21 protein-coding genes are annotated in these 22,820 nt (G+C 42.5%); all 21 read left to right on the forward strand.

The window, feature by feature from the left end; translation table 11 throughout:
* Positions 1-72 precede the first annotated feature (72 nt).
* The 21 genes from B5354_RS16330 to B5354_RS16430 all read left to right on the forward strand — a co-directional run bounded on the left by B5354_RS16330 (position 73) and on the right by B5354_RS16430 (position 22,817).
* The gene (locus B5354_RS16330; protein WP_079529865.1) at positions 73-1,128 is read left to right on the forward strand and encodes a protein-glutamate methylesterase/protein-glutamine glutaminase; all 1,056 of its coding nucleotides are present in this window, start codon (positions 73-75) and stop codon (positions 1,126-1,128) included.
* A 1-nt stretch (position 1,129) separates the two neighbouring features.
* A complete protein-coding gene (locus tag B5354_RS16335; protein ID WP_079529866.1) occupies positions 1,130-3,169 on the forward strand; it encodes a chemotaxis protein CheA in 2,040 nt (679 codons plus the stop codon).
* 16 nt (positions 3,170-3,185) lie between these two features.
* Entirely contained in the window at positions 3,186-3,656 is a 471-nt protein-coding gene (locus B5354_RS16340; protein ID WP_245804811.1) for a chemotaxis protein CheW, read from the forward strand.
* A complete protein-coding gene (locus B5354_RS16345) occupies positions 3,640-4,299 on the forward strand; it encodes a chemotaxis protein CheC (protein ID WP_079529867.1) in 660 nt (219 codons plus the stop codon). Before B5354_RS16340 ends, B5354_RS16345 begins: the two co-directional genes overlap by 17 nt.
* A complete protein-coding gene (locus B5354_RS16350) occupies positions 4,296-4,793 on the forward strand; it encodes a chemotaxis protein CheD (RefSeq protein ID WP_079529868.1) in 498 nt (165 codons plus the stop codon). The genes B5354_RS16345 and B5354_RS16350 overlap by 4 nt, the downstream gene beginning before the upstream one ends.
* 52 nt (positions 4,794-4,845) lie before the next feature.
* The gene (locus B5354_RS16355) at positions 4,846-5,619 is read left to right on the forward strand and encodes a FliA/WhiG family RNA polymerase sigma factor (RefSeq protein WP_079529869.1); all 774 of its coding nucleotides are present in this window, start codon (positions 4,846-4,848) and stop codon (positions 5,617-5,619) included.
* Positions 5,620-5,702: 83 nt separating this feature from the next.
* Positions 5,703-6,152 carry a DUF6115 domain-containing protein gene (locus tag B5354_RS16360; RefSeq protein ID WP_079529870.1) on the forward strand — a complete coding sequence of 150 codons (450 nt, stop codon included), beginning with the start codon at positions 5,703-5,705 and terminating at the stop codon, positions 6,150-6,152.
* 159 nt (positions 6,153-6,311) lie between these two features.
* Positions 6,312-7,046: a 30S ribosomal protein S2 gene (gene rpsB, locus B5354_RS16365; RefSeq protein WP_079529871.1), complete on the forward strand. Its 735-nt coding sequence runs from the start codon at positions 6,312-6,314 to the stop codon at positions 7,044-7,046.
* Between the two features lie 111 nt (positions 7,047-7,157).
* Complete coding sequence (tsf, locus tag B5354_RS16370) at positions 7,158-8,042, forward strand: translation elongation factor Ts (RefSeq protein ID WP_079529872.1); 885 nt, start codon at positions 7,158-7,160, stop codon at positions 8,040-8,042.
* 110 nt (positions 8,043-8,152) lie between these two features.
* Entirely contained in the window at positions 8,153-8,875 is a 723-nt protein-coding gene (gene pyrH, locus B5354_RS16375; RefSeq protein ID WP_079529873.1) for a UMP kinase, read from the forward strand.
* Between the two features lie 2 nt (positions 8,876-8,877).
* The gene (gene frr, locus B5354_RS16380; RefSeq protein WP_079529874.1) at positions 8,878-9,435 is read left to right on the forward strand and encodes a ribosome recycling factor; all 558 of its coding nucleotides are present in this window, start codon (positions 8,878-8,880) and stop codon (positions 9,433-9,435) included.
* Positions 9,436-9,683: 248 nt separating this feature from the next.
* Positions 9,684-10,451 (forward strand): undecaprenyl pyrophosphate synthase, encoded by a 768-nt coding sequence (locus tag B5354_RS16385; protein WP_079529875.1) that lies wholly within the window; start codon positions 9,684-9,686, stop codon positions 10,449-10,451.
* 13 nt (positions 10,452-10,464) lie between these two features.
* Entirely contained in the window at positions 10,465-11,322 is an 858-nt protein-coding gene (locus tag B5354_RS16390) for a phosphatidate cytidylyltransferase (RefSeq protein ID WP_079529876.1), read from the forward strand.
* 32 nt (positions 11,323-11,354) lie between these two features.
* Positions 11,355-12,500 (forward strand): 1-deoxy-D-xylulose-5-phosphate reductoisomerase, encoded by a 1,146-nt coding sequence (gene dxr, locus B5354_RS16395; RefSeq protein ID WP_079529877.1) that lies wholly within the window; start codon positions 11,355-11,357, stop codon positions 12,498-12,500.
* 41 nt (positions 12,501-12,541) lie between these two features.
* Positions 12,542-13,798, forward strand: a complete 1,257-nt coding sequence (gene rseP / locus B5354_RS16400) for an RIP metalloprotease RseP (protein ID WP_079529878.1) — start codon at positions 12,542-12,544, stop codon at positions 13,796-13,798.
* An 84-nt stretch (positions 13,799-13,882) separates the two neighbouring features.
* Complete coding sequence (locus B5354_RS16405; protein ID WP_079529879.1) at positions 13,883-15,586, forward strand: proline--tRNA ligase; 1,704 nt, start codon at positions 13,883-13,885, stop codon at positions 15,584-15,586.
* Positions 15,587-15,661: 75 nt separating this feature from the next.
* The gene (locus B5354_RS16410) at positions 15,662-19,954 is read left to right on the forward strand and encodes a PolC-type DNA polymerase III (protein WP_079529880.1); all 4,293 of its coding nucleotides are present in this window, start codon (positions 15,662-15,664) and stop codon (positions 19,952-19,954) included.
* A gap of 668 nt (positions 19,955-20,622) precedes the next feature.
* A complete protein-coding gene (rimP, locus tag B5354_RS16415) occupies positions 20,623-21,096 on the forward strand; it encodes a ribosome maturation factor RimP (RefSeq protein WP_079529881.1) in 474 nt (157 codons plus the stop codon).
* Between the two features lie 14 nt (positions 21,097-21,110).
* Positions 21,111-22,211 carry a transcription termination factor NusA gene (nusA, locus tag B5354_RS16420; RefSeq protein ID WP_079529882.1) on the forward strand — a complete coding sequence of 367 codons (1,101 nt, stop codon included), beginning with the start codon at positions 21,111-21,113 and terminating at the stop codon, positions 22,209-22,211.
* 13 nt (positions 22,212-22,224) lie between these two features.
* Positions 22,225-22,503: an RNase P modulator RnpM gene (gene rnpM, locus B5354_RS16425; RefSeq protein ID WP_079529883.1), complete on the forward strand. Its 279-nt coding sequence runs from the start codon at positions 22,225-22,227 to the stop codon at positions 22,501-22,503.
* Entirely contained in the window at positions 22,503-22,817 is a 315-nt protein-coding gene (locus B5354_RS16430; RefSeq protein WP_079529884.1) for a YlxQ family RNA-binding protein, read from the forward strand. Before rnpM ends, B5354_RS16430 begins: the two co-directional genes overlap by 1 nt.
* Positions 22,818-22,820 lie beyond the last annotated feature (3 nt).

Below are 22,820 nucleotides of genomic sequence, written 5' to 3' on the forward strand. Positions count from 1 at the left end.
TTCATGTAAATGCAAAGATCCTGATAATAATCAGCCAGGCTTAGCTCTCGTGAAGCAGAAAGGTAGATTGTGATGAAACTTATTAAAGTGTTAGTGGTTGATGATTCAGCCTTTATGCGAAAAATGATCACAGATCTTTTAGAAAAAGACAAGCGTATAAAGGTGGTAGGAACTGCACGAAACGGCAGGGACAGTTTGACAAAAGCGAGGGATCTGCTGCCTGACGTGATTACGATGGATATTGAGATGCCTGAAATGGATGGCCTGACTGCCTTAGAGCATCACATGAAAGAGAACCCGAAACCTGTCGTGATGCTATCCAGCTTAACGAATGAAGGAGCTGACAGTACACTAAAAGCTATCAGTCTCGGTGCGGTAGATTTTGTCCTAAAACCTTCAGGATCGATTTCTTTGGACTTAGAAAAAGTAGAGAAAGAGTTAGTTAGTAAAGTGATTACGGCAAGTAAAGCAAGCTTGCCTCATCTTCTTCCAACAAAGAAGCCTTTCTCCCTTCAAATATCGCGGAAGGAACAAATCAATCGGTCCTCAATCGTTGCTATCGGTACATCTACGGGAGGACCGAGGGCTTTACAGGAAGTGGTCACGCACTTGCCGGCTGATTTTCCTGCCCCGATTTTGATCGTACAGCATATGCCCAAAGGGTTTACAAAGTCTTTAGCCAATCGATTGGACCAGCTGGCTGCCATTCGTGTAAAAGAAGCAGAAGACGGTGAAAAGCTGAGTAATGGTGTAGCATACATTGCTCCGGGTGATTTTCATATGGGTGTAGTGGTGAACAACTGTGATCCTGTGATTAAGCTTACTCAACATGACCCTATCCTGGGACATCGACCAGCAGTGAACTATCTTTACCAGTCATTGGCTCATTTGGACGATTATACGACGATTGCTGTTGTGATGACAGGAATGGGCACAGACGGAATGGGAGGATTGCTAGAGTTGAAAAAACAGTGTCCTCAAACTTACTGCATTGCAGAATCAGCGGACACTTGTATTGTGTACGGCATGCCGAAAGCGGTTATTCTAGCCAATTTAGCTAATGAAATTGCTTCACTTGGCGATATTAATCACAGGATAGGACAGGTCATTTTAAGCAGGGGGAATTGAATTGGATACAAACCAATATTTAGAATTATTTATTGATGAAAGCAAAGAACATTTACAGTCGATTAATGATCGATTATTAGATTTGGAGAATAGTCCTCAGGATCTTGCTATTGTTGGGGAAGTTTTTCGATCAGCTCATACCTTAAAAGGAATGGCTGCTACAATGGGATATCAGGATCTGGCGAATTTAACACATAAAATGGAGAATGTGCTGGATGGGGTCCGCAATCAGAACATACAGGTAGATTCTGCCATACTCGACGTTGTCTTCGACTCTGTCGATGATTTAGAAGCAATGGTAATGGACATTGCTGATGGTGGCACAGGAGAGAGGGATGTAGAAAGAGTTGTTACTCTGTTGCAAGCGATCGAAACTCAGAATAATGAAGAGGATCAGGACGAAGAAAACCCAGCAACTCAGCCATCAAATCCTGCCTATGAGCTTGACATTGATGAATTCGCCGCAACCGTTCTGGAACAGTCCCGTGAACAAGGGTTGAACAATTATGTGGTAAGCGTGTCCATTAGAGAAGACTGTTTATTGAAGGCGGCACGTGTGTATATGGTTTTTGAAGTGTTCGAGACAGCTGGAGAAGTCGTACAATCCTCGCCATCTGTAGAAGAACTTGAAAACGAACAATTTGATACAACCTTTCAAGTGTTATTCGTTACAAGTGCAGAGGCGGACGATTTAAAAAATAAAATCCTGAACATTTCGGAAATTGACGATGTCAGCATAGCTACATTTAATATTCAAGACTACATACAAGCTCAATCGGCCAATGAATCTGCTTCAACTTTAGAACATGAAGAACCCCCGGCGTCATTGCCCAAGGAGACTAGCAAGTCACAGCTTCCTGTGGAAAATCATGATAAAAAAGGCAAACAAGTTGCCAACAAGACTATTCGCGTCAACATTGACCGACTCGATGTACTCATGAATCTGTTTGAAGAACTAGTGATTGATCGAGGAAGGTTAGAGCAAATCTCAAACGAGCTGAACCATAATGATTTAAAAGACACTGTAGAAAGAATGGCCCGGGTTTCAGGAGATTTGCAATCTATTATTTTAACGATGCGGATGGTTCCAATTGAGCAAGTGTTCAACCGGTTCCCGAGAATGGTCAGGCAGCTTTCCCGTGATCTTCATAAAGAGATCGACCTGCAGATCGTCGGGGCGGAGACAGAGCTTGATCGCACCGTAATCGATGAAATCGGAGACCCGCTTGTGCATCTTATTCGTAACGCTTTGGACCATGGGATCGAAAGTCCCGAAGAACGTGTAGAGCAGGGAAAGCCTGCTCAGGGGACGCTGCAATTAAAAGCCTATCATAGTGGGAATTCAGTATTTATCGAAATTTCTGATGATGGAGCTGGTATTCACCGGGAAAGGGTCATTCAAAAGGCCATATCTAATGATGTGATCTCCGAGGAACAGGCTGCGAACTTATCGGACAAACAAGTTTATGAGTTAATCATGGAAAGCGGGTTTTCGACGGCTGAAACGATTTCAGATGTGTCAGGGCGCGGTGTAGGTCTCGACGTAGTTAAAAACACGATTGAATCATTAGGGGGAAGGATCGGAATTGATTCTGAACTGAATCGAGGCAGTGTGTTCTCGATTCAGCTCCCGCTCACTCTATCGATTATTTCTGTCATGCTAGTTGAAGTACAGGATGAAAAGTATGCCATTCCGCTTTCTTCAATTATTGAAACAGCGATTGTGAAAAAAGAAGATATCATGCATGCCCATAATAAGAAAGTCATTGACTTTAGAGGAAAGGTAGTTCCGCTGGTGTTCTTAAAAGAAGTGTTTGAAACACCGCAAACATTAGAAGAGCAACCCTATTATTCAGTTGTAATCGCGCGTAAGGGAGAAAAGATGGCTGGGTTTGTGGTAGACTCCTTTATTGGCCAGCAGGAAGTAGTGCTAAAGTCACTAGGTGATTATTTATCGGGTGTCTTTGCGATTTCAGGTGCTACGATTTTAGGGGACGGTCAAGTCGCCTTAATTGTGGATGCAAACTCATTAATCAAGTAAGGGGGAGGGATCGATCATGTCAGAAGAATCTATGAAACCTATGAAGCTTATCGTATTTCAAATTAAAAATGAGGAATATGCTGTGCCTGTGCAGCAAGTGGGCTCAATCGAACGTGTGATGCCTATTACTCGTGTACCTAAAACAGCTCCATTTGTAGAAGGGGTAATCAACTTAAGAGGTGTGGTGACCCCCATAATCGATTTGCGCAAACGTTTTGGCCTAGAAGGGTCAAAACTCGATGATACGACTAGAATCATTATTGTATCCATGGAGGGAATGGATGTGGGGCTGATCGTTGATGGAGCCAATGATGTACTTGATATAGCAGAAGAGGACATTCAGCCTCCGCCGGAAGTGGTAGGTATGGTGAAAGAGGAATATATTCGCGGAGTAATCAATAGTAATCAACGGTTGCTTATCCTCCTTAACTTAGAGAATGTGTTATCTCAAGATGAAGTGAAAGTATTGCATGAAGTTGAGCGGTGATCAGGTGAATTTTAGCGATGAATTCTCCCCCTTTCATTTGGATGTACTGAAGGAAATTGCCAATATCGGAGCGGGGCATGCGGCCACATCACTATCGAAGCTTCTAGATAATAAAATCGATATGTGTGTTCCTTCCGTTAAATTAGCAGGATTTAATGAGGTCATGGAACTTGCTGGAGGAGCGGAGACAGAGGTGGTTAGTGTGATGTTTCGTCTTGAAGGAGATGCTCCAGGGTTGATGTTCTTTATCCTGTCCCCGCAGCAAGCGGATCAATTTGTTACCCGAATGACGGGGCGGAAGAGCTATGGACAAAATCTTAACGGTCGCGATGAGATCGGTGAGTCAGCATTGCGGGAACTAGGGAATATCGTAGTCGGCTCCTACTTATCTGCTTTGTCGGACCTTACTCATGTAGAGGTTCAGCTCTCAGTTCCGTTCCTGACGATTGATATGGCAGGGGCCATCTTAAGTTCAGCCCTGGTTGAGCTCGCATGCGATAGTGATCGAGCACTTGTCATCGAAACATCTTTAGTAGAAACAGGCCCTGCAAATTCTTCAATTGATGGGTGCTTTTTCTTTTTGCCTGATGCTGACTCCTCCGCTATATTACTGAAGTCTCTGGGGGTATTAGGTTCGAGATGAACAACATAGCAGAGGTTGTAAAAGTCGGGATCGCGGATTTAAATATCGTCAAAAGGGAAGGGGTATTACGTACATCGGGACTGGGGTCTTGTGTTGGCGTCGTCCTATATGAGCCAAATAGTAAATTTGCAGGAATGGTTCATATTATGCTGCCTGACTCCTCGCTTGGTAAACAAGGTGTGATTAACCCGAGGAAGTATGCAGACACAGCTGTCGATGAGTTAGTGAATCTATTAGTTCAATATGGGGCGAGAAAATCACGATTGCGAGCCAAGATTGCTGGAGGCGCACAGATGTTTCAGTTTTCAAAAGCCAATGATATGATGAGAATAGGTCCAAGAAACGTAAAAGCAGTGAAGAAGAAATTGTGTCAGCATAAAATTCCGATTTACTCAGAAGATGTAGGTGGAACAAACGGTCGCACGATCGAATTTCACCCAGATACCGGCCAGTTACATATACGCACGGTGAACAAGGGAGAATCAGTGATTTAACTACATGACTCAATGGATAATCATTTTTGACCAAAACTGAGGAGGGATGATCATGACCAGCTCTATATCTCCTCAAGAACAAGAGCTATGGGGTCTTTGGATAAATGAACAAGACATGGAAGCAGCCAATCAATTGGTGCAGCACTATGCATACTTAGTCAATTTCCATGTGCAGCGAATTTCAGCACATTTGCCAAGAAGTGTTAGTAAAGATGATGTGCACAGCCTGGGGTTTCTAGGATTGTACGACGCTTTGAAAAAATTTGACACGACACGCGACTTGAAATTTGATACATATGCTTCCTTTCGCATTCGGGGCACGATTATGGATGGGCTTCGCAAAGAAGATTGGCTGCCGCGGTCCGTTCGTGACAAAGTAAAGAAGATTGAACAAGCAGCTGAGCGTATCGAACAGAAGTATCACCGTATTGCGACATCCTCTGAAATTGCTGACGAACTTAATCTTTCGAAAAGTGATGTCGAAGAAATTATGAAGGATTCACTGTTTGCTCATGTTCTGTCAATGGAAGAAAAAACGAATGACGGCCAGGACGAGCATAAAGAGGGTATCGGCTATTCCATCCCTGATAAGGACACACTCTCGCCGACGGAATCTCTTATCAAGGAAGAAGACTATAAAGAGTTGGCGGATCAAATTAAACGCTTAAATGAGAAGGAACAGTTAGTCGTCAGTTTATTCTATACAGAAGAGTTGACGTTAACAGAAATAGGAGAAATTATGGAACTGACTACCTCTAGAATCTCGCAAATTCATGCTAAGGCTATTTTTAAATTACGCCAATCATTAATGGAGGTTGTTAGCTAAGCCATTCTTCAATATGAAAGTTGTCGTCCCTGCAGCCCATATATGGGTGGGAAGACAGCTCCTGAGCAGGTGAGTGAAGCAGAATGATTTATTTTTTACTAACAATCAGTTTTATTTTACATGGTGTCTTAATTCTTATCATTATGGCATTGTTTAAGAAAGTAAAGCACGCAGAAGAATTAGAATTGCGTCAGAAACAAGTCGCAAGCGAAATTGAAGAAGTATTTAATCAGTACCTTATGGACATAAGAGAAGAGAATAAAAAAATGGATAAGTGGCTGGATCGCACTACTGCAAGCAACCCAGAACCCCGGCCGCAGGAGCCTGATCATACAGAGACGGCGGGGGATCAAACCAACGAAGTCTACAGCCCGCCTTTACCTGTGCAGGAAGAAGATGAATATGTACCATCCCTTCAATCCCAGGTGATGGCTATGTATAACAATGGTGTGAACATTGAAGAGATCGCCCGCAAATTGAATATCGGAAAAACAGAAGCTGAATTGCTCGTTAAGTTTCAACATACAAAATAATGAAATATACTTGAATGAATAGTGTCGTTATGGTATATTTACTGTCGGTGTCAATACACACGTCTTCTAATTTTATGACTGGTTGCTCTTCAAAGAAGAGTTAGTGATGAGAGATGATGAAGGCGGAGGATACTAAAAAACCAAACAGGAGGAATAAACATGTCTGTTATTTCAATGAAACAGTTGCTAGAAGCTGGTGTTCATTTTGGACACCAAACCCGTCGCTGGAATCCGAAGATGAAGAAATACATCTTCACAGAGCGTAACGGAATTTACATCATCGACCTGCAAAAAACGGTTAAGAAGGTAGATGAAGCATTTAACTACGTTAGACAAGTTGCAGAAGACGGAGGCAACATCCTTTTCGTAGGTACGAAAAAACAAGCACAAGACACAGTGCGCGATGAAGCGACACGCTGTGGGATGTATTACATTAACCAGCGCTGGTTAGGTGGTACACTAACAAACTTCCAAACCATTCGTAAGCGTATTAATCGTCTGATTGATATCGAGCGTATGGAAGAAGATGGAACATTTGACGTACTTCCGAAGAAAGAAGTCGTTGATATGCTTAAAGAAAAAGATCGCCTTGTTAAGTTCTTAGGCGGAATTAAAGAAATGACTTCAATTCCGGATGCAATGTTTGTTATTGATCCTCGTAAAGAGCGCATTGCTATCGCGGAAGCTCATAAATTAAATATCCCGGTAATCGGTATTGTAGATACAAACTGTGACCCGGATGAAATTGATTATGTCATCCCAGCGAACGATGACGCAATCCGTGCCGTTAAATTGCTGACTTCAAAAATGGCAGATGCTGTTCTTGAAGCCAAGCAAGGTGAAGAAACTGAAGTACCAGAAGAAGCTGAAGAAGCGGAAGCTGTACAAGAGTAGGTTACGGTTCAATAGGTGATAAGGGGGCAGACCTTTTATCACCTTTTTTAAGAGTAAAATAATAAAAACTTTCAATAGTAGTAAGGTCCAGATTACAAAGGAGGCTAACTCATGGCGGTTAATGCTAAGATGGTAAAAGAACTTCGTGAAAAAACAGGTGCTGGAATGATGGATTGTAAAAAGGCCCTGACTGAAAATGATGGTGACATGAATAAAGCAATGGAATGGCTTCGTGAAAAAGGGATTTCTAAAGCCCAGAAGAAAGCGGACCGCATTGCTGCAGAAGGTGCTGCTCATGTAGTAGTAGAAGGCAATACAGCAGCGCTTTTTGAAGTGAACTGTGAAACTGACTTCGTTACAAAAAATGACCAATTTAAAACACTTTTACAAGAGCTTGGTAAGCATCTTGTCAGCCAGAAGCCAGAAACAGTAGAAGAAGCACTTGAGCAAAAACTTCATGGTGACGGCGATAAAATCAATGACTATATCACAGATATGGTAGCTAAAATCGGCGAGAAGATCTCTCTTCGTCGCTTTGTGATCAAAGAAAAGACAGACAACGATGCTTTTGGTGCTTATATGCACATGGGTGGAAACATCGGTGTACTGACTGTTCTTGAAGGTTCAACTGATGAGGCTGTAGCAAAAGATGTAGCGATGCACGTTGCAGCAGTTAACCCTCGTTACGTTTCTCGTGATGAGATCTCTGAAGAAGAAGTGAACAGTGAGCGCGAAGTGTTGAAAACACAGGCTTTAAACGAAGGTAAGCCTGAGAAGATCGTAGAGAAAATGGTGGAAGGCCGTCTGAATAAATTCTTTGAAGAGATTTGCCTGCTTGAGCAGAGCTTCGTTAAAGATCCAGACCAGAAAGTGAAGAAATATGTAGCTTCCTCCGGCGGTGAAATTAAAGGCTTTACTCGTTTCGAGGTTGGCGAAGGCATGGAAAAACGTGAAGAAAACTTTGCTGATGAAGTTATGAGTCAAGTTAAAAAATAAGCCAGACTTTAAAATAGGGGACACAATGTGTTCCCTATTTTAAAACATGTTACATAGGAATAGATACAACATGATCAACAGGAAAAGATCAGGAATAAATGGAGGTTGCTATGACTACAGCTCGCTATCGACGTATCGTATTAAAACTAAGTGGGGAAGCTCTAAGCGGTAAAGAAGGTTTCGGTCTTGAACCAACTATTATACAATCTATCTCCCAACAAGTTAAAGAGGTTGCTGAATTAGGTGTGGAAGTTGCTGTTGTTGTTGGCGGGGGAAACATTTGGCGAGGCAAGGTCGGAAGTGAGATGGGCATGGACCGTGCAAATGCCGATTACATGGGGATGCTTGCGACAGTTATGAACTCTCTCGCCCTGCAGGACAGTTTGGAAAATATAGGGATTCAGACACGTGTGCAAACCTCAATTGAAATGAGACAGGTAGCTGAACCTTATATACGTAGAAAAGCAATCCGTCATCTGGAGAAAAAGCGAGTTGTTATTTTTGCTGCCGGGACAGGTAATCCTTACTTTTCCACAGATACTACTGCAGCATTACGTGCAGCAGAGATTGAGGCTGACGTGATCTTAATGGCTAAGAATAATGTGGATGGCGTGTATTCTGATGACCCTAAAGTAAATGTTGAAGCGAAGAAATATGATAAAATATCCTATTTGGACGTTTTGAATGAAGGTTTAGGTGTAATGGATTCTACGGCTTCGTCTTTATGTATGGACAACGATATCGATTTACTGGTATTCTCTATTACAGAAGAGGGTAATATTAAGAAAGCCGTAATGGGCGAAAATATTGGAACGATTGTAAGGGGGAAATAATCATGTCAGATGCCGTGATTAAAGAAACAAAACAACAAATGGAACAAGCGGTGCAGGCCTATTCTCGTCAATTGGCTACCGTCAGAGCAGGAAGAGCGAACCCTTCTATATTAGATAGTGTTTATGTAGATTATTACGGTGCTGCTACTCCGTTGAACCAGTTGGCCCAGGTAGGTGCGCCTGAACCGCGTTTACTTGTCATCACACCTTATGATAAATCTGCTATCTCAGAAATCGAAAAAGCGATCCAGAAAGCTGATCTTGGTTTATCACCTTCCAGTGACGGTAATGTAGTCCGTATTAATATTCCGGCACTTACAGAAGAACGCCGTAAGGACTTAGCAAAAGTGGTCGGTAAGTACTCAGAAGAAGCTAAAGTTCAAGTTCGTAATATTCGTCGTGATTCCAATGATCGTTTAAAGAAAATGGAAAAAGACGGTGAACTGACTGAAGATGATCTTCGTGAATATCAGGATGATGTTCAGAAAGTAACCGATGAAAATATTGCCTCCATTGATAAACTAGCTAAGTCTAAAGAAGACGAAATTATGGAAGTTTGATCTATTAGGCCAATAGGTGTATAAAACCGCACTGTCGCTGTTTGGCAGTGCGGTTTTTATTTTGCAATAGTAAGCTTGTTACCTGTCAAACACTCTAGAATATCATGTCATATAATGAAACCTAATTACAAATGCTGTACACTGGTTATGATTTAAATTTCCAGGGGCTCTTTATGTGAAGAGCGGCATGATGTAGGATAATAGTATATAATAGAAAGAGTGGAACCAACGGACTGGGGGATGATGGCATGCCAATCAAGATTCCATTTACTAAAAATAAGAAAAAAAATACGCAGCAATCTCAAAGTCTTGATGCTGATCATATTCCAAAGCATGTAGCAATTATTATGGATGGAAATGGTCGTTGGGCTAAGAAGCGAGGTTTGCCAAGGATAGCAGGCCACAAAGAAGGAATGAGTGTAGTCAAGAAAATTGTTCGTCATGCATCTGATGTAGGCGTCAGTGTACTCACACTCTATGCGTTCTCAACAGAAAATTGGAAACGGCCGAAAAATGAAGTGGATTTCCTAATGAAATTACCCATTGATTTTTTAAATACATATTTGCCGGAACTTATTGAAAGAAACGTGCAAGTACAAACCATTGGGGACACAGAATTTCTCCCGGAGCATACTCGAAAGGCTGTCGAAGAAGCTATTGAACGAACTTCTGATAACAATGGACTTATCTTAAATTTTGCTCTTAATTATGGAAGTCGTTTTGAAATGGTCCAGGCCGTCAAGCAAATTACAGCACGAGTAGAAAATGGAGAGCTTTCCACTTCGGACATAAACGAACAATTGTTCTCTTCTCATTTATATACAGCAGATCTATTTGAACCCGACTTGCTCATTCGTACCAGTGGAGAGCAGCGTTTGAGTAACTTTCTGTTATGGCAGCTTGCTTATGCAGAGTTCTGGTTTACAGAAGTATTATGGCCGGATTTTGATGAACAATTATTTGAACAAGCCCTACACGACTATCAAAATCGCAAACGTCGTTATGGCGGAATATAAGGTGTGACGTACTATGAAACAACGAACAATTACAGCAGTGGTTGCTGCATTAATCTTTCTACCTATCGTTATGCTTGGCGATGTTATATTTCAAGCCTTCGTTTATCTTATTGCAAGCATAGCCATATATGAGCTTATGCGTATGAAAAAAATAGCCAGGTATTCAATTGCTTCTGTTATCACGTTATTGCTCATGTGGACGTTGATGTATAATCAGGGAATGTTTGGAGGCTATAATGTACCGATAACAAAGTCTGAATTGACCCTGTTAGCAGTACTGATCCTATTAAGTTACACTGTTCTTGTTAAAAATCGCTTTACGTTTGACGATGTTGGATTCCTGTTGCTGTCAGCCATTTATATAGGCATGGGTTTCTACTATTTGATCGTTACGAGAGAGGAAGGCCTGCAATTTATTTTCTATGCATTGTTTGTGGTTTGGGCTACAGATACAGGTGCTTACATCTTTGGGCGGTTATTCGGCAAACACAAATTGTGGCCGCAAATTAGTCCTAAGAAAACAATTGAAGGATCAATTGGCGGTGTTGTGCTAGCGTGTGTGGTGGCTTATGTCTTTCATACCATTGAGCCGTTCTCCCATTCATTGTTTATTGTGTTAATCGTGACCATTATTATCTCTATCGCGGGTCAAATCGGTGATTTAGTGGAATCTGCCTTAAAACGACATTATGCTGTAAAGGATTCAGGGAAGATCCTTCCTGGGCACGGCGGTGTATTGGATCGCTTTGACAGTCTTATCTTCATGCTGCCTATTCTCCATCTAATTGGATTTATTCCAGAAGAGGAGTCGGCGCTTATTAATTTGCAAACGATGGAATGGGTACTGTCTATAGTAAGTTACATTGGCTGAATAATTTTTAGTAGTGAAAGGGGAATTCCCTGGTGAAACAAATTGCATTACTTGGGGCAACGGGTTCTATAGGAATTCAAACATTAGAAGTGCTGCGGCTGCATAAAGAAGAATTTTCTTTATATGCTATGGCATTTGGTAAAAATATAGATAAGGCCCTGCCGCTCATTCAAGAATTTCAACCTTCTTTAGTTGTGGTTCAAGATGAGAGAACGAAGCAGGAACTGGAAAAGCAATGGCAAGGCGGTCCGGTTTTATTTGGAAATGATGGACTGGTGGAAGCAAGCGTTGCGGATCCAGTAGATGTAGTCGTGAATGCCGTCATGGGCAGCATTGGTCTGCAAGCTACACTTCAAGCTATTGAAGCCAGGAAAACGATTGCGATTGCCAACAAAGAAACGCTGGTGACTGCCGGGCATTTAGTTATGGAAGCCTCACGAAAAAATAATGTGCCGCTCTTACCAGTAGATAGTGAACATTCAGCCATCTACCAATCCTTAAATGGGGAGCGGCAGAAAGATATCCATAAACTTATGATCACAGCTTCTGGCGGAAGTTTTCGCGACAAAAAAAGAAAAGAACTTGTAGGTGTGACGGTTGAAGATGCTCTTAATCATCCAAACTGGAGTATGGGAGCGAAAATCACGATTGATTCAGCTTCTATGATGAATAAAGGATTGGAAGTAATCGAGGCTCATTGGCTTTTTGATGTGCCTTATGAACGAATTCATGTTATTCTGCATAGAGAAAGTGTCATTCATTCGATGGTTGAGTTTGTAGATAGGAGTGTTATGGCACAGTTAGGCACACCGGATATGAAAGTACCGATTCAATATGCCTTAACCTATCCGCAGCGTTACCCGTTAGAACATACGAAACGACTTGACCTTGAAGAAATCGCTGCACTTCATTTTGAAAAGATGGACCTGGAACGGTTTCCTTGTTTAAGAATGGCCTTTGAAGCCGGTCGTGAAGGCGGCTCCATGACAACAGTATTAAATGCCGCCAATGAAGAAGCTGTTCAGTTATTCCTAGAAGGACAAATTTCCTTCCTTGATATCGAACAATTGATTCAACAAGAACTGACCCAGCATAAAACAATTCATAAGCCAGACTTGTCTACCATATTATCTATCGATGAGGAAACGAGAAAAAGAGTCCGTCTTCAATTAAAATAACCGTACGCGATTGAACAACCTCTAAAAGGAAGGTGCTTCATTTGACAACAGTAATTGCGTTTATACTCATGTTTGGCCTGCTAGTGTTTGTACATGAGTGGGGGCATCTCATTTTTGCAAAACGAGCTGGAATGCTAGCTCGTGAATTCGCGATCGGATTCGGTCCGAAGATATTTGCATTTACGAAAAACGAAACGTTGTATACCATTCGTTTGCTGCCTATCGGCGGTTACGTAAGGGTAGCAGGTGAGGATCCCGAAATTGTTGAACTAAAAGCGGGCCATCATATTGGACTTGAGTTCAACCAGCAGGGTAAAGTAAGCCGGATTATTGTTAACAATAAGTCTAAACATCCCCATGCACGAGTAATCGAAGTAGAGCGAGCTGATCTCGATCATCGTCTCATCATTGAAGGGTACGAAATCGACGAAGATGAGAAACTATCCTTTGAAGTTGATCCAAAAGCAATGTTTGTGATGGATGAAAAAGAAACACAAATTGCTCCATATGACCGGCAATTTGCTTCAAAATCAGTCCCTAAACGCGCGATGCAGCTTTTTGCAGGGCCGATGATGAACTTTGTGCTTGCCATCATTTTATTTATGATTCTAGGCTTTGTGCAGGGAGTGCCTGCTAATAATGCATTGATTGGCGATATTCAACCTGATTCACCAGCTGAAGAAGCTGGATTGCAGGCAGGCGATGAAGTAGTAGGTATAGACGGTGAGCCTCTTGATACTTGGGAGGAATTCACTCAAATAGTGAGGGACCACCCTGAAGAACAAGTCACGTTAACTGTAGAACGCGATGGACAAACTGTACAAATCGATGTAACTCCAGCACAAATCCAGCAAGGGGAATTAACGATTGGTCAAGTAGGTGTGGCCAGAGCTTTCGAGGAATCCTTTACTAAGAAACTGACCTATGGTTTTACGCAGACTTATGAATGGGGAACGTTAATTTTAACGAACCTCGGTAAGCTTGTAACTGGTCAGTTCTCACTGGATATGTTGTCAGGACCCGTGGGCATCTATGATGCTACAGACCGTGTCGTGCAAACGGGCTTTATGAATTTCCTTATGTGGACGGCGATCCTTAGTGTAAACCTTGGAATTGTGAACCTTCTACCGCTTCCTGCACTAGATGGCGGGCGATTACTGTTTGTCGGGCTTGAAGGGGTACGGGGCAAGCCAATTGACCCGCAAAAAGAAGGTGTTGTTCACTTTATTGGTTTTGCCTTGCTCATGTTATTGATGTTAGTAGTTACATGGAATGATATCCAACGTTTATTCTTGTAAATGGCCAGCTGGAAGCAGAGAGGGTACAGGTCTCTCTTTCGCTTCCAGCTTCTATTTTTAAATGAAAAAGAAGAGGTGGAATGTATGAAACAAAGTCAAATGTTAATCCCAACATTAAAAGAAGTTCCAGCAGATGCCGAAATTAAAAGCCATCAGCTTCTCGTACGTGCTGGTTACATACGTCAGATAGCATCAGGTATTTACAGTTTTCTGCCCATCGGTCGTCGGGTCTTACGTAAAGTAGAGGATATCGTCCGTGAGGAAATGGAGAAGATCGGGGCTCATGAAATGATGATGGCAGCCCTTCAGCCTGCAGAGTTGTGGAAGGAAAGCGGACGTTGGTTTACGTATGGCTCTGAGCTCATGCGCCTTCATGATCGTCATGAACGAGACTTTGCTTTAGGAGCCACCCATGAAGAAGTGATCACAAGTATCGTTCGGGATGAAATAAAAAGCTATAAGCGCTTGCCGTTAACGGTTTTTCAAATTCAGAATAAATTCCGTGATGAAAAGCGTCCCCGCTTTGGACTGCTGCGCGGACGTGAATTCTTAATGAAAGATGCTTATTCGTTTAATGAATCTTTCGAGAGTCTGGATGAGAGCTACAACCAAATGTTCCAGGCCTATTCAAATATTTTCAAACGCCTTGGGCTAAACTTTCGCGCAGTTATTGCAGATTCAGGCCAGATGGGTGGAAAGGATACCCACGAATTTATGGTGCTTTCAGATGTGGGGGAAGATGTGATTGCTTATTCAGACACATCAGACTATGCCGCCAATATCGAAATGGCTCCGGTAATCATGACTTATGAAAAGTCCCAAGACGCCCCTAAGCAGATGGAAAAGGTCTCTACCCCGGACCAGAAAACAATGCAGGATGTTGCGGATTATCTAGGGCATGGATTAGAAGCGGGCTTAAAGTCCATTATGTTTAAAGTAGATGACCGTTATGTCATGGTGGTAACACGCGGAGATCATGAAGTGAACGATATTAAATTAAAGAACCTTTACGATGCAGATATCGTGGAACTTGCCAGTGAAGAAAAGACAAAAGAATTGCTCGGTACAGGGTTTGGATCACTAGGACCTGTTGGCGTCTCTGAAGAGGTTGAAGTCGTAGCAGATTATGCAGTAGAAGCTTTAGCAAATGTCTCCTGTGGTGCAAATGAAGCGGGGTACCATTTTGTCAATGTCACTCCTCAACAGGATTTTAAAGTAAGCCAGTATGCTGACCTCCGTTTTATAAAAGAAGGAGATCCTTCCCCGGATGGACAAGGCCATATTCAATTTGCTCGTGGAATTGAAGTGGGCCATGTATTTAAACTGGGTACGTTTTATGCTGATAACTTGAATGCGAGTTATTTAGACGACCAAGGTAAGGCTCAGACGATGGTTATGGGATCATACGGAATTGGTGTCTCAAGGACAGTAGCGGCCATTGTTGAACAGTACAATGACGAGCGCGGCATTACATGGCCGGCTCATATTGCGCCTTTCCAGGTTCATCTGCTTTCTTTAAATCCTAAAAAAGAGGAGCAGAAACAGCTGGCAGACCAATTATATGAACAACTTAAGACAGCGGGAATTGAAGTACTTTATGATGATCGCAAAGAAAGAGCCGGTGTAAAGTTTGCTGATAGTGACTTGTTTGGCATCCCGCTGCGATTAACCGTAGGAAAACGGGCGGGAGAAGGCATCATTGAAATGAAAGAGCGTACAACCGGAGAACAGTCCGAAGTTGATCAATCCGACGTGCTGTCTACTGTGAATGAGTGGTTTAAACAGTAAGGTTTATCCTCTTTCAAACATGCTTATGCAACCAAGATCGTATCCATGAATACCCGCCTATAGGGAGGAATCACATTGGGTGTAACCAACCAGGAGAAAATGCATTATTTATTGGAGCAAATTCAGTTTCCTCAAGATCTGATACAGCCTCACTTTACAGACAGCTCACTTGAAAAACTGATTGTATATAAAGCAGAGAAGAAATGGCATTTTTATTTTTCGCTTCCCCGTGTACTGCCGCCTTCTGTGTATCAGCTTTTTACAAGTAAGTTACAGGCAGCGTTCAGGTCCATTGCTGCAATCGATTGGACGATCAATACGTCCGATCCATCCCTCCCGCCTGAAACGATGGGGGAGTATTGGCGGGGGTTCATCCAATCTATGACCAATTTGTCACCAGGGTATAAAGATTTGTTAATGGAACAGCACCCTGAAATTAACGGTAATAAGATTACGTTAACTTGCAGAAACCTGGCGGAAAGTCATGCCGTGAAAAAGAAACTAGAAACACCGCTGCAGAGTTTCTGCGGACAGTCCGGCTTACCGGCGCTTATGTTGACAACACGTGTAAAAGAAGAACATGAGGAATTGAAGAAGTTCCAGGAAGAACGTCAGAAAGAAGATAAACAGCTTGTTCAAAAGGCCGTTAAAGAACAAGAAGAGCGTGCTAAAGAGAAAGAAGTTAGCAAACCTAAGGGTCCAATTGAAATCGGTTATAAAATTCAAGAGGACTCTGAATCAATGGCAAGCATTGAAGAGGAAGAGCGTCGTAAGGTCATCGAAGGATATGTGTTCGATGCAGAGATTAAAGAGTTGCGGTCCGGCCGCCATTTATTGCTGATAAAAGCTACCGATTATACTGATTCATTTTCCATTAAAATGTTCTCCCGTGGAGATGACCACGCGGAAATGTTTAAACAAGTGAACCAAGGGATTTGGATTAAGGCAAGGGGAAGCATCCAGACAGATAATTTCACAAATGAATTAACGATGATGGCCAATGATATTAACGAAATTACTCCCAAATTACGCAAGGATGAAGCGGCTGAGGGAGCAAAGCGAATTGAATTGCATGCTCATACTACGATGAGTCAAATGGATGCCCCTGTATCTGCTACCCGGCTGATTGCTCAGGCTGCGAATTGGGGTCATGAAGCGATAGCGATTACCGACCATGCGGTTGCTCAAGCTTATCCAGAAGCACATGCTGCTGGAGAGAAGCAAGGTGTAAAGGTGATTTATGGCATGGAAGCTAATTTAGTTGATGACGGGGTGCCCATCGCTTACGAGCCCCAGGATCGTGACCTTGAAACAGATACGTATGTTGTTTTTGACGTAGAAACAACTGGATTGTCTGCTGTCTATGACAAAATTATTGAACTCGCTGCTGTCAAAGTAAAAGGTGGAGAAATTATTGACCGCTTTGAATCGTTTGCCAACCCTCATCATCCGCTTTCCCAAACGACAATTGATCTCACGGGCATTACGGATGATATGGTAAAAGATGCTCCGGAAATCGGCGACGTGTTAAAAGATTTCCATCAATGGATGGCCGATGACATTTTAGTTGCTCATAACGCCAGCTTTGACATGGGCTTTCTTAATGCTGGGTTCCAGCGGATCGATTATCCGAAATCGTCAAACCCTGTGATTGACACCCTTGAGCTTGCTAGATTTCTTGTACCAGAGTTGAAGAATCACAGATTAAATACCCTTTGTAAACATTTCGATATTGAATTGACCCAACACCATAGGGCGATTTATGATGCGGAAGCAACAGGGTATTTACTATGGAAATTGGTCAAGAAGGCAATCGAACGTGAAATAACGAATCATAGCAATCTCAATGACTACATGGGGGAAGGAAAGGCTTATCAGCGCTCCCGTCCTTCCCACGTCACTTTGCTTGCTGTCAATAGCACAGGGTTAAAGAATATGTACCGCCTCGTGTCAGAAGCTCATGTAAATTATTATTATCGAGTCCCTCGTGTGCCAAGGTCCCGTCTCGCTAAGCTGAGAGAGGGGCTGCTCATAGGGTCTGGCTGTGATAAAGGGGAAGTCTTTGAGACAATGATGCAGAAATCAGCGGAAGAAGCTGAGAAAGTGGCAGAATTCTATGATTTTCTGGAAATCCAGCCGCCTGGGAACTATGCCCATTTGATCGAAAAGGACCTTGTTCAGAATGAAGCGCAAATCTATGATATCTTGAAAAAAATCGTACAAATGGGCGAACGTTTAGGTAAGACGGTTGCAGCTACAGGCAACACGCATTATTTAGAACCCCATGATAAAATGTACCGGCAAATTCTCATTTCTTCTCAAAGCGGAAATCCGCTCAATCGTCAAACACTGCCTGACGTTCACTTTAAAACGACCAATGAGATGATAGAAGAATTCTCCTTTTTAGGAAAGGAGAAAGCAGAAGAAGTCGTTGTAGCCAACACACATGCCATTAATGATCGCATTGAAGTGATTAATCCGGTTAAAGAGGATTTGTACACCCCTAACATTGAGGGTGCTGATCAGGAAATTAGGGAAATGTCCTACAACAAAGCCAGGAGTCTTTACGGTGATTCTATACCAGAGCTCGTGGAAAAGAGATTAGAAAAAGAGCTTGAGAGTATTATAGGTAATGGATTCGCCGTTATTTACCTAATCTCTCAAAAACTGGTGACCAAGTCACTTGAAGATGGATATTTAGTAGGGTCACGCGGATCTGTCGGTTCTTCGCTCGTTGCCACGATGACCGAGATTTCTGAAGTAAATCCGCTGCCGCCTCATTATGTGTGTCCGAATTGCCGTCATCATGAGTTTTTTACTGATGGTTCGATCGGGAGTGGTTTTGACCTTCCCGAAAAAGATTGCCCTGAGTGCGGAACGGCTTATAAAAAAGATGGCCAGGATATTCCATTCGAAACGTTCTTGGGCTTTAAAGGAGATAAGGTCCCAGATATTGACTTGAACTTTTCTGGTGAGTATCAGCCACATGCCCACAACTACACAAAAGTGTTGTTTGGTGAAGACAATGTATATCGTGCCGGCACCATTGGAACGATTGCAGAGAAGACGGCCTATGGGTATGTGAAAGGATATGCCGGCGATAACCAGCTGCAGTATAAAAATGCTGAAATCGATAGACTGGTACAAGGATGTACGGGTGTCAAACGGACAACTGGTCAGCATCCAGGGGGAATCATTGTCGTTCCGGATGATATGGACATCTTTGATTTTTCACCGATTCAATTTCCGGCCGATGATACTAAATCGGAATGGAAGACCACGCACTTTGACTTCCATTCGATTCACGATAACTTGCTCAAGCTTGATATTCTAGGACACGATGATCCGACAGTAATTCGTATGCTGCAGGATTTAAGCGGGATTGATCAGAAAGAAATTCCCGTTGATGATCCGGAAGTGATGAGAATTTTCAGTGGTCCTGAGGCATTGGGTGTAACGGCCGAGCAAATCATGTGTAAAACAGGCACGCTAGGTGTCCCTGAATTTGGTACACGTTTTGTAAGACAAATGCTTGAGGACACAAAACCGAAGACATTTGCTGAACTCGTCATTATTTCCGGACTTTCGCATGGAACTGATGTGTGGCTCGGAAATGCTGAACAGCTGATTAATGATGGGATTTGTACACTGCCTGAAGTAATTGGCTGCCGGGATGATATTATGGTATATCTCATGCACAAGGGGCTTGAACCATCGCTGGCCTTTAAGATCATGGAATTTGTGCGAAAAGGCCGTGGTCTTCAGGATGAATGGATCGAAGAGATGAAAAAGCATGGTGTCCCTGATTGGTATATTGATTCCTGTAAAAAAATTAAGTATATGTTCCCGAAAGCTCACGCCGCAGCCTACGTGTTGATGGCCGTTCGAATCGCTTACTTTAAAGTTCATTACCCTATTTATTTTTATGCGGCGTACTTTACCGTTAGAGCAAGTGACTTTGAACTAGAGACGATGATTAAAGGATCTGATGCTATTCGTAAACGGATTGAAGAGATCCAAACGAAAGGTTTAGATGCAACACCTAAAGAGAAAAGCTTAATGACTGTGCTCGAATTGGCGCTGGAAATGTGTGAACGAGGGTATGGCTTTAAGAGTGTCGATTTGTATGAATCAAGTGCAACGGACTTTCTGGTTGAGGATAATCAATTAATTCCGCCATTTAATGCTGTTGATGGTTTAGGTACAAATGCTGCGATTAATATTGTTAACGCGAGAGGGGAAGGAGAATTTCTCTCCAAGCAGGATTTACGTGAACGCAGTCGTATTTCAAAGACAGTCCTTGAGTATTTAGATCAGCAAGGTTGTTTAGCTGGGATGCCAGAAGAAAATCAACTTTCGCTTTTTTAAATCAAGTATTGGAGCTCATGCCCCACACGACGTGGGGCAGTTCGACGTTGGCTCTTTAGGTTAGGACAAAAGGGTTTCATCAAATAGAAATTCGAACTAAGCAGAAACTATGGTTGGTGTATATAACCCGCTACGAAAATATACTTCGCTTTCCGCGCGGCTGTTGAGTCTCCTCGTGCTGGCGCACTGTGGGGGCTCACCTAGGCCTTTCCTCCCGCAGGAGTCTCCGTATATTTTCTTCGCTAAAATAGCACATCGTAAGTTTTGTTGCTTAAGAAGTTTAATTTTACCCTAGCCTTAGTTTGGCGTTGAAATATCCCTACACGATGTGATGTCGTTCGGTGTTGGGTCCAGGACGTGCTGGTCTTAGTCGAACTTCCTTAATTCGTGTCTACCCGGGAGCTTTCGCCTTCATGGTTTGCATAAATGTAGTATCTATGGTATATTTTTTATGGTGATTAGAACGATAGAGTCGGGCGAAAGAGTGGGGAAACCCACTCTTTCGTTTATATTTACGGCTCTTCTTTACTTAGAAGGACTCGTATCATTGTGCAAGAAAGCCGCTATGAACTTATTCATAGCGGTTTCCTTTCGAACGATAATAAGGAAGATGAAAAGTATAGAATCACACCAAATCGTCAATAAACAGGAGTAAAAGGAGGGATTCCATGAGTAAAAATGTAACCGAAATTGCTGAAGAACTCGTTATTCCCATTGCTAAAGACATGAATCTTGAACTTGTAGATATCGAATTTAAGAAAGAAGGCAAGAATTGGTTTCTGCGCGTCTTTCTTGATAAACCTGAAGGTATAGATATTGAAGAATGCGGGCAAGTATCTGAAAAGCTAAGTGAAAAATTAGATGAAATTGATCCTATCGACATGCCATACTTTTTGGAGGTTTCCTCTCCTGGTGCAGAACGGCCTCTGAAAACAAAAGAAGATTTCATCAAACAAACAGGCAAACATATTTATGTGAAGTTATACGAACCAATGGAGAATGAAAAAGAATTTGAAGGTACATTAGTGCAATTTGAAGATGATATAGCAACGATTGAAATACGTATTAAATCGCGTAAAAAGCAACTAGAGGTACCTTTTGACAAAATTGCCAAAGCAAATTTGGCTGTCACTTTTAACTAAGGGGGAGAAAGCTGTTGAGTAGTGAACTTTTTGATGCCATGAATTATTTAGAAAAGGAAAAGGGCATTGACAAAAATTTATTGCTGGAAGCGCTGGAAGCTGCGCTAATCTCGGCTTATAAGAAGAATTTTAACTCGGCAACAAACGTTCGTGTTGATATTAATGAAGACGAGGGTTCCATGAAGGTTTTTGCAAGAAAAACCATCGTTGAAGAGTCTATGGATCCTCAACAGGAGATTTCATTGGAAGAAGCTAAAGACATTGACCCGAATTACGACTTGGAGGATGTCATTGAAGTAGAAGTGACTCCGGCAGATTTTGGAAGAATTGCGGCCCAGGCTGCTAAACAAGTTGTGACTCAGCGTGTCCGTGAAGCAGAACGCGGCATCATTTACGGTGAATATGTGGACCGCGAAGAAGATGTTATGACAGGTATTATTCAACGAAAAGACCCAAGGTTCGTTTATGTCAATTTGGGCAAGATTGAAGCCAGGTTGCCTGAAGGTGAACAGATGCCGACTGAAACGTATGATGTTCATGATCGTTTGAAGGTTTTTGTCACTAAAGTAGAAAATAGTAATAAAGGACCTCATATTTATGTATCTAGAACCCACCCTGGCCTGTTGAAACGCTTATTCGAGATGGAAGTTCCTGAGATATATGATGGAACGGTAGAAGTGAAGTCTGTTGCCCGGGAAGCGGGAGACCGTTCAAAGATCTCTGTTCATGCAGGGGATCCGGAAGTAGACCCGGTTGGTTCGTGTGTAGGTCAGCGAGGCCAGCGTGTTCAAGCTATCGTGAATGAGTTAAAGGGTGAGAAAATTGATATTGTTCAATGGTCCGAGGACCCAATTGAATATGTGTCAAATGCGCTTAGCCCATCAAAGGTAGTAGAAGTACTCGTAGATGAAGAGGAAAAAGCAACCACGGTCATAGTACCGGATTATCAATTATCTTTAGCCATTGGTAAACGAGGACAAAATGCTCGTCTCGCAGCTAAATTGACAGGTTGGAAAATTGATATAAAGAGTGAAAGTGAAGCGGTTGAGCAGGGTGTGCTAACCGAACAACCAGCTTCAGATGAAGAAGAAATAGACGAAATAACAGAAGAATAAGGGGGCGAATCAGATGGCCCAACCTAAACAAAGGAAAATACCACTGCGTAAATGCGTAGTTACGCAGGAGATGAAGCCAAAGAAACAGCTGATCCGAGTTGTGCGTAATAAGGACGGAGAAGTATTTGTCGACCAGACAGGGAAGAAAAATGGGCGAGGAGCTTATATTTCAAAAAGCCTTGATGTCATCGAGCAGGCAGAAAAGCAGCAAGTACTTAACCGTCACTTAAACGCCAAGGTAGAAGCTGACATCTATGACGAACTAAGAGCCATCGTAGAGGTTCAAGACTAATGGCTGGCTCTTACTTAAATATCATTGGACTGGCATTAAGGGCAGGGAAGCTGACGCTTGGCGAGGAACATATTGTAAAAGATATCCAGAAGCGCCGGGCAAAATTGGTCCTTATTGCCAATGATACTGGAAAACAAACGATGAAGAAGCTTACAGATAAATGTAGCTCTTATCAAATACCCTGCTATGTGGTGGATGATCGTGAAACTCTTTCACAAGCCATGGGGAAGTCAGGGAGAGTTGCGATCGCAGTTCTTGACCAAGGATTTGCGAAAAAGTTGCAATCGCTGCTCGATGAATCTATTCGGGGGTGACAG

It is taken from the genome of Halobacillus hunanensis, from assembly GCF_900166655.1.
GTDB classification, from domain to species: Bacteria; Bacillota; Bacilli; order Bacillales; family Halobacillaceae; genus Halobacillus_A; species Halobacillus_A hunanensis.